This is a genomic window from Cupriavidus sp. NPDC089707 (assembly GCF_044748965.1).
Taxonomy (GTDB): Bacteria; Pseudomonadota; Gammaproteobacteria; order Burkholderiales; family Burkholderiaceae; genus Cupriavidus.
Window position 1 is genome coordinate 16,075 of sequence record NZ_JBIVHB010000003.1, and the last position, 12,549, is coordinate 28,623.

At 63.7% G+C, this 12,549-nt stretch carries 10 protein-coding genes and 2 pseudogenes; 3 read left to right on the forward strand and 9 right to left on the reverse strand.

The features are described 5' to 3' along the window. Positions 1-215: 215 nt before the first annotated feature. Both ACIP1U_RS06390 and ACIP1U_RS06395 read left to right on the forward strand, forming a co-directional pair. On the forward strand, positions 216-1,292 hold the full coding sequence (locus ACIP1U_RS06390) for an AI-2E family transporter (RefSeq protein WP_400312881.1): 1,077 nt from the start codon (positions 216-218) through the stop codon (positions 1,290-1,292). Between the two features lie 199 nt (positions 1,293-1,491). Further along, positions 1,492-3,348, forward strand: a complete 1,857-nt coding sequence (locus ACIP1U_RS06395) for a SagB/ThcOx family dehydrogenase (protein ID WP_400312884.1) — start codon at positions 1,492-1,494, stop codon at positions 3,346-3,348. 113 nt (positions 3,349-3,461) lie between these two features. Here the strand turns inward: ACIP1U_RS06395 and ACIP1U_RS06400 are convergent, their stop codons facing one another. Continuing rightward, complete coding sequence (locus tag ACIP1U_RS06400; RefSeq protein WP_400313812.1) at positions 3,462-3,788, reverse strand: hypothetical protein; 327 nt, start codon at positions 3,786-3,788, stop codon at positions 3,462-3,464. Between the two features lie 364 nt (positions 3,789-4,152). On the opposite strand from ACIP1U_RS06400, the gene ACIP1U_RS06405 reads away from it, so the two are divergent. Further along, a complete protein-coding gene (locus tag ACIP1U_RS06405; protein WP_400312887.1) occupies positions 4,153-4,407 on the forward strand; it encodes a hypothetical protein in 255 nt (84 codons plus the stop codon). Between the two features lie 60 nt (positions 4,408-4,467). Here the strand turns inward: ACIP1U_RS06405 and ACIP1U_RS06410 are convergent, their stop codons facing one another. From ACIP1U_RS06410 to ACIP1U_RS06445, 8 genes and pseudogenes are all read right to left on the reverse strand, one after another. Continuing rightward, positions 4,468-4,908: a hypothetical protein gene (locus ACIP1U_RS06410; RefSeq protein ID WP_400312889.1), complete on the reverse strand. Its 441-nt coding sequence runs from the start codon at positions 4,906-4,908 to the stop codon at positions 4,468-4,470. A gap of 158 nt (positions 4,909-5,066) precedes the next feature. Further along, positions 5,067-5,645, reverse strand: coding sequence for an elongation factor P (locus tag ACIP1U_RS06415; protein ID WP_400312892.1), 579 nt, complete (start codon positions 5,643-5,645; stop codon positions 5,067-5,069). A 218-nt stretch (positions 5,646-5,863) separates the two neighbouring features. Next, a pseudogene (locus ACIP1U_RS06420) lies at positions 5,864-6,892 on the reverse strand (IS3 family transposase); the annotation flags it as partial. A gap of 19 nt (positions 6,893-6,911) precedes the next feature. Further along, on the reverse strand, positions 6,912-7,763 hold the full coding sequence (locus ACIP1U_RS06425; protein ID WP_400312894.1) for a nucleotidyl transferase AbiEii/AbiGii toxin family protein: 852 nt from the start codon (positions 7,761-7,763) through the stop codon (positions 6,912-6,914). Then, positions 7,747-8,568 carry a type IV toxin-antitoxin system AbiEi family antitoxin domain-containing protein gene (locus ACIP1U_RS06430; protein ID WP_400313815.1) on the reverse strand — a complete coding sequence of 274 codons (822 nt, stop codon included), beginning with the start codon at positions 8,566-8,568 and terminating at the stop codon, positions 7,747-7,749. The genes ACIP1U_RS06425 and ACIP1U_RS06430 overlap by 17 nt, the downstream gene beginning before the upstream one ends. A 154-nt stretch (positions 8,569-8,722) precedes the next feature. Then, positions 8,723-9,896 (reverse strand): annotated as a pseudogene (locus ACIP1U_RS06435) (tyrosine-type recombinase/integrase). Between the two features lie 301 nt (positions 9,897-10,197). Then, positions 10,198-11,817 carry a glutamine-hydrolyzing GMP synthase gene (guaA, locus tag ACIP1U_RS06440; RefSeq protein ID WP_400312896.1) on the reverse strand — a complete coding sequence of 540 codons (1,620 nt, stop codon included), beginning with the start codon at positions 11,815-11,817 and terminating at the stop codon, positions 10,198-10,200. After that, complete coding sequence (locus ACIP1U_RS06445; protein ID WP_400312898.1) at positions 11,792-12,403, reverse strand: hypothetical protein; 612 nt, start codon at positions 12,401-12,403, stop codon at positions 11,792-11,794. The genes guaA and ACIP1U_RS06445 overlap by 26 nt, the downstream gene beginning before the upstream one ends. Positions 12,404-12,549 lie beyond the last annotated feature (146 nt).

Here is a 12,549-nt window from a genome sequence, read left to right on the forward strand (position 1 = left end):
CGGGAGCCTGCCGTCCTGCGCCCTGATCGGCACCCGCCTCGCCACCTTCCGCACACAGACTTCGCACCTGCAACCGGCTGGACGGATACTGTCTCGCTTGTTCTGTCTCGTTTGTTCTGTCGCGCCAGCATAGCGCCTCCTTTGCGGCGTGATGCGTCGCGGTTAGCATAGTGGCAACGCGCATCGCCCCGGATGCCGTACCCACATGCCCTTCCATGAACGATTTCCAAGCAGCCGTATGGGTACGCCGGAGTCTTCTGGTGTGCCTGCTCGGCGGGCTCCTCGCCCTTTCCTTTGTCATAGTGCGGCCGTTCCTTGTGCCACTTGCCTGGGCCGCAATCCTCACCTTTGTCACCTGGCCGCTCAACGCATGGCTGCGCCGCATGCTGCGCCGGCGGCGAACCTGGGCGGCGCTGCTCTCCACGCTGGTACTTGCCGCGTTGCTGGGCGTGCCGCTTATCGGGCTCACCATCCTCCTGCGTGCCGAGATGGTCGCCGCCTACCGGGAGGCGGCGGAGATCGTGAACGCGGGCGTCGCACTGCCGGATTCGCTCGCACGCCTGCCCTGGGTCGGCGAATGGTTGCAGGAATGGTTGTCAGTGCTGTTGGGTGACCGCGCAACCCTGCGTGCCCAGGTCACGGCGCTGATCGAACGGTGGGGCGGCGCCCTTGCAAGGCTGGCCGGCGGTGTGGGACTCAACGCAGGGCTCATTGGCGTGACGCTGCTTACGGCATTCTTCTTCTTCCGCGACGGCGAGCAGTTGCTCGCGCAGTTGCGCCTGCTCCTGCAAGGGGTCCTGGGGCCGCGCGCGCACGGGTACGTCATCGCAGTGGGCAACACCGCGCGGGCCGTGGTATTCGGCCTCTTCCTCGCCGCAGTCGCCCAAGGATCGTTCGCCGGAATCGGCTACTGGGTGGCGGGCGTCGACGCGCCGGTGTTCTGGGGCATTGCCACTGCCATCCTTGCGCTGATTCCCTTTGGTGCGCTTGCGATCTGGGTCCCCATCGGCGTATGGCTGCTCATCACCGGCCACACCGTGGCGGGGATCGGACTCCTGCTGTGGGGCGCTACGGCCGTGAGCTGGGTCGATAACGTCGTTCGTCCACTGGTCATCAGCGGGGCCACCAAGATTCCGTTCCTGCTGGTGATGTTCGGCGTTTTGGGCGGACTCGCCGCGTTTGGCCTGATAGGCCTGTTCGTCGGGCCGGTGATCCTCGCCGTGCTGCTCGCCGTATGGCGCGAATGGCTGGAAAGCCAGGCGGAGCAGCGGGTGGGGCCACCGCCGGCGTAACGGCGTACCGGGGGCGGCACTTGTCGCGCATCCCAACGCCCAAGGCGGACACGTCCTACGTCAGCCACGTTGGCACAGACCGCGCCAGCAGGTGCTGCAAGCAGCGCTGCAAGGGTCGATAGACTGTAGCCTGACCAGGTAGACAGGGATAGAGTTTAGGTTCCGTCGCGTTCCATATTCCAGCAAGGCGTGTCAGGACATGGTGCCAAAGATCCTTTGGGTTCTGTTGCCGCTTTCGATGTACGCAATGTATGTCACCGTGTCGACGTGGCGCGGACGGACACCATCGCGTCAGGCGCTCAATGTGCAAACCAGCCTGCTGCTGATCGCCTACCTGGTGACGACGGCAAGTCTCGGTGTTTTCTGGGTGGCCAATCAGCAGTTGCCGGTGTTCGACTGGCACTACCTGTTTGGCTACTGCACGCTGCTGCTTGTCTCGGTGCACCTGATTTTCAACCTGCCGGCCGTGTTGCGCTGGCTGCGGCGGGCACCGTCCCAGCCAGCGCAGCAGTCCATCCGTAGCGGCATGCACGGCCCAGTCGCGGTCGGCAAGGCGCTGACCGTCCTCGCCGCTCTCGGCATGGCGTTCTTCCTCGGCACGCGTCACGGTGCCAGCGAAGTCGCCGTCCGCTGGACCAACGCCGCCGACGCCGGATCTGGCCCGGTCGATGCCGTGATCCGTTATCACGAATTCTCGTCCGAGTCGCGCAGCCGCGTGTTCCAGCGCGCGCCGGGGATCGAATGGGGTGCGCCGCCGCCCGCTTTCAAGCGCTACCCCGACGTGCCGCACATCGCCCTCGCGCGGGACAGGACCCACGAGCGCGGCCTGAGCGACGCACTGCGCGCCCCCTCACCGCGCAAGCAGCGCCTGAGCGTTGCCGAGTTGGGCGAGATGCTGTACCTGTCGGCCGGCATCACGGCGCGGCGCGGTGGCCTGACACTGCGCGCCTCGCCATCTTCCGGCGCGCTGTTTCCCAGCGAGCTCTATGTCGTGGCGCACAAGGTCGAGGGCTTGCCGGCTGGGCTTTATCACTACGACCCGGAGCACAATCGGCTCGACGCGCTGGGCCCTGCACCGGCCGCGCTCGGCGCGCCTCAGGCAGACGGCGCCGACGCGGCCGTGGTGCTGACTGCGGTGTTCCGCCGCACCGGCTACAAGTACCGCGACCGCGCCTATCGCTATGCGGTTGCGGACGCTGGCCACTTGCTTGAGAATCTGCGGCTCGCGGGGCATCAGGCGGGAATGCGGGCGACGCTCGTCGCGCGCTTTGACGAGATGCTGGCCGCTAAGGCCATCGGTGTCGATGGCCTCGAGGAAGGCGTGCTCGCCGTCATGGATCTGCGACCCGCAGCCAGCGGCGTGGCGTCCACCGGCGAAGCTTCGCGCGCGCGCTTCGCAGCGCCGCCGGTACCCTCCGGCTTGACAATCGGCGTGACAGGCATGGTGCACCGGGCCACGTCGCTGCAGCTATTGGCCGACAAGGCAGGCGCCGGGCACATCGCGCTGCCCGCGCCTGAGCCCGCCGCCGCAGGCGTGACCGACACGATCGTCCAGCGGCGCAGCCAGCGGCGCTTCCTCGACGAGCCGGTGCCGCTCGCGACGCTGTCATCGATGCTGGCCGACATGGCGCTGCCGCCCCAGCTATCGGGCGCCATCCACATCAATCTGGTCGTCAATCGTGTCGCAGGGCTCCGGCCGGGCGTGTATCGCTACCTGCCTCAGCACGCGCTGGTACGCGTGCGCGACAGCGATTCCGCCGCTGCGGCTCAGGCGGCCGCATTGTCGCAGGACGTGATCGGCAACGCCGCCGTGGTGCTGGTGCTTTCCGCCGATCGCGCGCACGTGCTGGCGGAAGGTGCGCGTGGTTATCGCCATGCGTTTCTCGAGGCGGGCATGCTGGGCGAGCGCTGGTTGCTCGGCGCGGTTGCCCGCGGCCTGGCGGCCTGCCCGGTGGGCGGGTTTTACGACGACGAAGCGGCGGCTCTGATCGCTGTCGACGGGCAAAGCGAATGGGTGTTGCACTTCGCGGGTCTCGGCGTGTCGACTGGAACGTAGAAGGAAGCCCGCACAAGCCAATTGCCAGTGAGAGACACGGCCCCTGCAGCAAGGCAAAGGGACACGGCGCATGCAATCAGCCCCGGCGGGTTGGGCCGGGGCTGTCAGGCTTGTTAGTGCAGTTGGCGCTTCAGGTCAGAAAGCTCCGAATGCATCGAACTGACTGCATCCTTGACCTTTTCATCGAGACCGCCGGCCTGCTGGCAAGCGCGGTCTGCACGATCGCCAATCCGTTCGAGATCATCGACCCATTGCCGGATCCGATCCTCATCCTTGGACGACACGACCTTCGATGCCGATTTGCATTCCTTGTCGAGTTCATCCACGCAGTTCATCAAGTCTTGCGGAACCTTCGCATCGGCATGACAAGTCCGTGATGTCTCGCTGATGGTTTGCTGCAGATGACTAAAACGTTGCTGCATTTCACTGGCTTGCAACATGATGCCCCCTTCGTGAACATCCATCCACATGAATTCAGGCAGCAGATGACAGTGTGTTGCCCGTGCCATTGTCATTCGCCCGCAAGCGGCTAACAGCGAAGTGCATTGCGCCAAAGCGACCGTTAAGCGCGCGAAGGACACTTTTTCAGTCTAGGTCAAAATCGGCCACCCGCTCCCCTGTAATCCCGAGGTTCCCGTTGCTGAAACCCGGCACTGGCTGCGGCATTACTAGGCATTAGCGGCGCCTCGCTATATCGTGAACGCAAGAGAGTCCGGCGCTCGGGCGATTCGCAAAGTGCTGGGGTCCGTTCCCGCGACTGACAGGAGCCTAGCCGCGGACCTGCGTAAATTGCCGGAGGCTGAAATGCTGGAGAGGAAGCGGTCTTACAAGGGATTCCACGTTGCCCTGCTCGTGCCGGAGGTGATTGAGCAGGGCAAACCAAACGGGCGCGTCCAGATATCCACGGGCAATGAGGACATGGGCATCCGCTTTACCCCAGACTGGTCCCACCCGCCCGCAACGCAGCAGGAGGCAGAAGACTGGCTTTTCGCCTACGCCGCCGGGATCATCGATTGTGAACTGGCTGGCGGTTTCGGCATTGACCTGAGGAACGAGTAAGTCAGCTCGGAAGCATCGTCGCGCTCACGCCCCACGAAAACCTCTTGTCGCTGGGGAGGGTTATCGCTTGCCCGGTTTCCTGGCGTGCCGCGCGCCGTACATCCGATCGGGGATCAGATCCCGGTCGACGATGTCATCGATGCTTGGCGGCACTGGCGGGTGCTCTTCCCGTACTGCGCTTTGGTCCGCCCTGTCTGCCGGGCTGTCCGAGGGAATACTCTCTGCAGCGCGGGTAATCTCATCCCGACCCTCCTCCGGCGCATCGTCATCATCCGGCTGGTGGCCATGGGGAAAATCGACCGGCTCCACCACCCGCTCGACGATCTGCTCGACGACCCCTTCGACGTCTTCCCGTACCTCTTCCGGTTCGATCGGATCCAGGATGCTGGGCATGGGGCGATTGGCGTGCGATCGATGCGGTGATCCGCTTCGCCGCGTCCTGCCCAAATCCACTTTGGGTGGCTTGTGCATGATCGACTCCTGAGCGACGACGCTGGTCATGCGTCATGCATGACATGCGCATACTTGCATAATATGCACACAGGAGGCTCAAAGTGAAGAACAGGTACCGGATACGGTACTGCCGCCCCTGCCGGTCCCATCCCAACGGGACTGTAAGCTGCGCCGCGCATGCAGGGCGCGATGGCACGGCACGGGAGTCACGATTTTCGCGTTCCGCGCCTTACCCGCTCCAGATATTTTCCTGAAGCAGCCTCGATTCGCACCGTGTCCCCTTCCTTGATGAACTGAGGAACGAGAACTTCCATGCCGTTGTCCAGCATGGCTGTCTTGAAAGTAGAGGTTTCATGCTCGTGCAGGCCCGGCGGCGTGGACACGATGGTTAGCTCGACCGCAGGGGGGAATGCGATGGTGACTGGCTCGCCCTCATAAAGCTGCACCGGGATTCGCATACCGGGGCGAAGAAATTTTTGATAGGCGCCGATGGCTTCTGCCGGAAAACTGATCTGCTCAAAGGTTTCGGGATTCATGAAATAGAAGGCGACACCATCGGTGTACAGGTATTCCATCTCCTGGTGATCGAGCGCGACCTCTTCGAGCTTGTCGCTCGGGCGTAACCGCAACTCCTTGATGTGGCCAGTTTTCAGGTTCTTGAACTTGGCGAAAACTGCACTTCCCTGTTGTCCACTGCCGGCGTGGTACCCGGCGCTGGTAACGGTATGAAGTTCGCCCTCAAGCATGATGACCATGCCCGACTTCAGTCCGGAAGCTTCGACCATTGGTGTCTCCGCCTGGGCGGGAAGATTCGTCTTCAGCCTAGCACCACAGCGCCCCTTCAACAAACGGCCGGCGGCAACAACAGTACGCTGAGCAAAAAGCTCGAGTGGTGCTGACCGCATTGGAGATTGCTCACGGTCTGGGCCGAGTCGACGATATAGGCCTCCAGATATTGGCCTTGGGGTTACCCCGTTTCATCGGACAGTTCTGCATTTGAATTTCATGTCGATGGGTTTTCTCCTTGTGATGGAGCGGTGTAGGCCCGGTGTAGCGGCGGATTCATGACACCGACAGGTAGCTTTTCCAATTCCTGCGGCGAGAGATAGCCCAGGGCGCTGTGCAGGCGGTGCGGGTTGTACCAGCCTTCGAGGAAAGTAAACAACGCTTGGCGGGCCTCGTCGTGCGAGACAAAGCGAGCGCGCGCGAGCAGCTCGCATTCGAGCGTGGCAAAAAAGCTCTCGCACATCGCATTGTCGAAGGCGTCTCCCACCGAACCCATTGACGGGCGCACACCGGCTTCACGGCAACGTCGCCCGAACGCAATGGAGGTGTACTGCGCCCTGGCACCCTTGATCCGAGTGGTGAATGACATCCTCGGGGCGGCGCTGCGCGAGCGCCATATCCAGCGCCTGCAGCATCAACTCGGTACGCAGATGGCTGCCCATGGCCCAGCCCACAATCCGGCGGCTGAACACATCCAACACCACCGCGAGATAGAAGAAGCCCGCTGCGGTCGGTATGTAGGTCGCATCGGCGACCCACAGACGGTTCGGTGCGTCAGCTTGGAAGTGGCGCTGCACCAGATCCGGAGCCGGTCGTGCCCCAGGTGCTCGCCGCGTGGTCTTTACCCAGCGGCGCCGGCTCACGCCGCGCAGGCCCGCTTCACGCATCAGACGCGTCACGCGCTTGCGCCCGACGTGTATTCCTTGCCGGGCCAGCGTCGCGTGAATGCGCGGCATGCCATAGGTGCCGTGCGAACGCGTGTAGATGACCCGGATGCATGCCAGCAACTCCATATCCCGCAGCGCATGGGCCGATGGCCGGCGTTGATTCCACGCATGGAAACCACTGCGCGAGACCTTGAGCAGCCGTGCCATGGTCGCCAAGGGCCAGGTGTCCTGATTCGCCTTCATGAATTCGAACCCTTGTCGGGTACCGTTCCGGTCTCCCGGGCGAACCAGGCCGCGGCTTTTGCCAAGATATCGCGCTCCATCTTGACCCGCCGAAGCTCTCTACGAAGATGGGTCAGCCAAGTTGTACAGCTTGCGTCATACACCCGGGAGGTCCAGCGCATGATGCAGGTCGATCAACCCGAAATCCGGCTGCTCGACCTCTACCGAACGCAGGAACGCCTGGGAAGGTTCGTCCAGCCAGGCCGCGACCTGTTCCAGCAATCGCGCGCGGCTCTGCAGCAATTGCTCCACGCTCACCGGCTCGGACGTCATGCCGCGGAAGTGCGCGTTGAACGTCGCCTCGAAGTCTGCAGGCTCCCTGGGCGCCAGCATCTCCCAAGCCGGCTTGGGACTGCAGGTCAGATAAACGAGGAAGGTCCGCCAGAGCGTTCCGTCTGCCCTCTCGTCCTCGAGCAGCAGGCTGACATCGAACAGGTCGCGAGGATGCTGGCGCGACAGTGCTGCAGCCAGCTTGCCTGCATAGAGGTCCGCAAAGTCGAGCACCTGCACGGACGCGAATCCGAATGCCTCCTCCACTTTGGGCCTGACCACCATCTCCCGTACCGGATGGACGGTGCCACGCATCACCGGTGTGGTCTCGATCTGCACGCGCGCCCGGCCACGGCTGACCACCAGCCGCGTCGCCACGCGGCCGCCCTCGCCCGCTGACAACTGCACCTGCAGTTGCCACGGCCGCGCGCGCAGCACGCCGGCCAAATGCGCCATTGCCGCCTCGATCTGGGCCGCATCGACGGCATAGTCCTGCATCGGCAACCAGGCCAAGTCGATATCCACGGACAACCGCGGCAGATCATGCTCGAACAGATTGATCGCCGTGCCGCCCTTGAGCGCGAAGCGCGGCTCCTGTGCGAGCACCGGCAGGATGTCGACCGGCAATTGCACCCGGTCGGTGTAGCGCCTGTCCCATTGATCAAGCCAGGTGTTCATCCAGGTCTCCAGGCAAGGTGATCTGATAGGTCGGGTGCAACCGGCCGCCGAGCACCAGCGCGCGCTTGCCCCTGCCCAGATCGACACCTTGGAGCGGCACATGCGACAGCCACGCATGCCGATGCCGTTCGGCCAGGGCCAGGAACAGACGCTTGGCCTTGATGCTGCGGCAATGGCGCAGCAGCATGCCGACCCGTTGCGGTCGCAGCGTGGTCATTGCCTGCATCAAGGCATCGGCCTCATAGACCAACGCCGCATCCGTCACGCCATCACACAACTCCAGCATGGCCCGTTCCGGGGTGGAGCAAGCCAGCGCATCCGTCCCGGCGTTGGTCTCATGCCATGCCAATCCCTGATCGAGCAACGCGTTCTCCGGCATTTCGGGCGTGAAGCGCAATGCAGGCAGGTCGAATGGCCCCTTGCCTCGCAATTTGAAGCGCTCGCTCAACGGCAGCTTGCTCACCCACCCTGGAAGCCGGTCTGGCCCATAGAGCGTGACCGTCCCGGCTTCGCCCAGGCGCAGGTAGTGCTCGTGCCCCTGTAAGGTGAGCGCGAAACGCCCCCCGACATGCAGCGACAACGCCTCGCCGACCTGGAGGCTGCGGACCGCGCCCTCCCATTGCAAGCGTCCGCCCGTCCTCAAATACACGCCACGCGCCGGCGACACCAGCCAGCCACTGTCCACGTAGCGTGCGACGAGGCTGTTGGAATAGCCCTGTGCCCGCAGCCACCGGCTGGAAACCAGGGTGGTGTCGCCCAGTTGGGTCAGGAGGCGGTTTAGCTTTCCAGTATTTTGATCACTCATGATGCTCAAAATACACCATTTATAAACCTCGGCCAACCTACTTTGGTTTAAAAAATTGAAAATTAGTTCACTCAAGGTGCTGTTTTTTCCACGATCATGAACCGCTGGCAAGTGATCTGCGGCACGCCCGAGTATCAGAGCCATAGGGACACCTTCACAACGTCGCGCTCAGCACCGGCACCGACACGTTTTCGGGCATCAGCGTCGGCACGTGCGTCCGGCCATCGATCCAGGCATCGACCATGTCGGCCCACTCCTGCAGCATGTGACGCCGCTGGTCTGCGTACTCGGCCTTGTTGTAGACGGAGCGCGAGGAACGTCCCTCCTCATGCGCCAGGCACTTCTCGATCCAGTCGCGGTTGAAGCCGACCTCATTCAACAGCGTCGAGCCGGTACGGCGCAGGTCGTGGACGGTGAACGGCTCCAGCGGCAATCCGGCGGCCTTGGCCCGCTCGGCCACGATCTGTGTAACCCGGCTCAAGGTTGCCTTCGACATGCAGCGGTCGGCGTCGTAGCGCGACGGCAAGACGAATTTGGAGCCTGCCGCGCAGGTATGCAACGCCACGAGGATGTCGAGCGCCTGGCGCGAGAGGTAAACGACGTGCAAGTTGCGCCCCTTCATCCGCTGCTTCGGAATCGTCCAAATCGCATTCTCGAAATCGACTTCGTTCCAAGTCGCTTCGATCAACTCACTCTTGCGCACCAACGTCAGCAGGATTAGGCGCAGTGCCAGCCGGATTGTCGGATAGGTCGCCACGGACTCCACCTGCCGCGCCATGAGCCGGATCTCCAGCGGCGACAAGGCGCGATCCTTCGGCACGAACGTCGCGATCGAGGCTGCACCCACGTCGTCAGCCGGGTTATCCACCTTCTCGCCATGCAGGATGGCGAAGGCATAGACCTGTTTCACGATGTCGCGGACATGCACCGCGGTGGCGGGCGCACCGCGTGCCTTCACCTTGTTGCACAAGGCACGCAGGTCATCAGCGGTGATTTCATTGAGCAGCCGGTTCTGGAAGGCCGCGAGGATGTCCCGATCGACGATGCTCTTGCGCATCGCCCGTGTGCTGTCGGCCATCCGGGCGTCGGCGAGCCACCGGGCGGTCATGTCGCCGAAGCTCTTGGCAGCGGTCAGCAAGGGCCAGCGAGATACCGGCCGGCCCATAGCGGCCGATGGTCAGCGTTTCCCGCCGCCCGTTGAGACGGTAATCGTAGCGGAAGGTGACGGTACCGCTGGGCGATACCGTCACGTACATGCCGTCGCGGTCAAAAGCCTTATAAGTCTTGGACTTAGGCTTGAGGTTCCGCAGTGCGGTGTCGGTAAGCATCGAGGTTTTTCCTCCTGTTCATGACGGCTTTTACCGTCAGGGGTCAGGAGACCTGCTGATGCCCGGAAAGCCGCATAAAACAAGCTTTCCTCAGGAGACTTTTACCGTCAAAGACCGATTTGGTCCAGATAGTAAACGGGAGGATCTAAATCCGGCCTCCAAGTTCTACCGCCACTTCTACCGCCAACTTGTTCCGCTGGGCGGCGATAGTCATCGATAGGTGCCGCAACGTATTTTGTTAAAAATCAACATGTTACAACGACTTTTCGATAGCTGGCGATAGTCCCCGAAGAACCCGATTTCACTCCCACTCGATCGTCGCCGGCGGCTTGCCCGACACGTCGTACACCACCCGGTTCAACCCACGCACTTCATTGATGATCCGGTTCGAGCACCGTCCCAGCAGCGCGTACGGCAGGTGCGCCCAGTGCGCCGTCATGAAGTCGGTGGTCTGCACCGCGCGCAGCGCCACGACATAGTCGTAGGTGCGGCCGTCGCCCATCACGCCCACCGACTTGACCGGCAGGAACACGGCGAATGCCTGGCTGGTCAGGTCGTACCAGCTCTTGCCGACCTGGTCCGGCTCGCACAGGCCCGCGGCGGCGTCCTGCTCGGTGGCGATGGTCTTGCGCAGCTCTTCGATGAAGATGGCATCGGCGCGGCGCAGCAGGTCGGCGTAGTCGCGCTTGACTTCTCCGAGGATGCGCACGCCCAGGCCCGGGCCCGGGAACGGATGGCGGTAGACCATTTCCGGCGGCAGCCCCAGTTCCACACCCAGTTCGCGCACTTCGTCCTTGAACAGGTCGCGCAGCGGCTCGAGCAGCTTCAGGCCCAGCGTTTCGGGCAGGCCGCCGACGTTGTGGTGGCTCTTGATGGTGGTGGCCTTCTTGGTCTTGGTGCCGCCCGATTCCACCACGTCGGGGTAGATCGTGCCCTGCGCCAGCCACTTGGCGTTGGTCAGCTTCTTGGCCTCGGCCTGGAACACTTCGACGAACTCGCGGCCGATGATCTTGCGCTTCTGCTCGGGGTCGGTCACGCCGGCCAGGTGGCCGAGGAACTGCTCGGAAGCGTCGATGTGAACGACCTTGGCGTGCAGGCGGCCGGCGAACATCTCCATCACCATCTTGCCTTCGTCCAGGCGCAGCAGGCCATGGTCGACGAACACGCAGGTGAGCTGGTCGCCGATGGCGCGGTGGATCAGCGCCGCGGCCACCGACGAATCGACGCCGCCCGACAGGCCCAGGATCACCTCTTCGTCGCCGACCTGTTCGCGGATCTTGGCGACGGCTTCTTCGATGTGGTCGCGCATGACCCAGTCAGCCTTGCAGCCGGCGATCTCCAGCACGAAGCGCTCGAGCATCTGGCGGCCCTTGACGGTGTGCGTGACCTCGGGGTGGAACTGCACGGCGTAGTAGCCGCGCGCTTCGTCGGCCATGCCGGCGATCGGGCAGCTGGGGGTGGACGCCATCAGCTTGAAGCCCGGCGGCAGGCCGGTGACCTTGTCGCCGTGGCTCATCCAGACCTTGAGCATGCCGTGGCCTTCCGGCGTGCGGAAATCCTCGATGTCCTTGAGCAACGCGGTATGGCCGTGGGCGCGCATCTCGGCGTAGCCGAACTCGCGTTGGTCGCTCCAATCGACCTTGCCGCCCAGCTGCACGGCCATGGTCTGCATGCCGTAGCAGATGCCGAGCACCGGCACGCCCAGGTCCCACACCGCCTGCGGCGCGCGCAGCTGGTGGTCTTCATAGGTGCTGGCGTGGCTGCCCGACAGGATGACGGCCTTGGGCGCGTACTCGCGCACGAAGTCGTCGGAGACGTCGTTCGGGTGGATTTCGCAGTAGACGTGCGCCTCGCGGACGCGGCGGGCGATCAGCTGCGTGACCTGCGAGCCGAAATCAAGAATGAGGATTTTGTCGTGCATGATGGGCCGATGGCGTGTCTTCCGTTGCGGGCTCGGTCACGACTTCCGTGCCGGGGCCATAGCCCGGCGGCGGCGTGATGACCGGCTCGCGCCGGTATTCTGGGGTATTCGTTGAGCGCGCCACGGGGGCGACGCCGGGTTCCTTCCTGGTTTCCTGTTCCTTCAGCGCGCGTTCCATCTTCAACTGCTGTTCGCGCACGCGCACGCGTTTCGCCGCGGGGATCTGCACCGCGGCAAAAAACAGCAACACTACGGCCATGGTCGGCAGCCAGATCTTGCCGGCGCCTTCGAGCGGCAACTCCAGGAACACCATCCAGGCAATGATCAGCATCGCGCTGGCCAGGTTCACATAGCCGGCCGTGCGTGCCACCGGTACCGTCAGGTGGCCGTTGAACGCGGCCTGCCACAGCAACACCGACAGGCCGACCAGCGCCACGCCGAGCAGTTGCCCGAACAGCGCGGGTTGCGGCTGCGGCAATTGCAGCGCAGCGTACAGCGTGGTGAACGGGGACATCAACAGCAGGACGCCCAGCAGCAGGTCCACCAGGGCATCGAAAAACAGCACGGCTCGCAGCAACACCTTCATTGGCGCTCCTCGTCTTGGGCCCCGCCGGTGATGCGGCTAGCAGCAAGGCACGCCGGACAGGCAACGCCGGCGTAGCGCGCGGCCGGGGGCCAGGGTCGGGGCCGGCTTGGATTCCGGTCAGACCAGGGCGGCGCTGCGCACCTGGC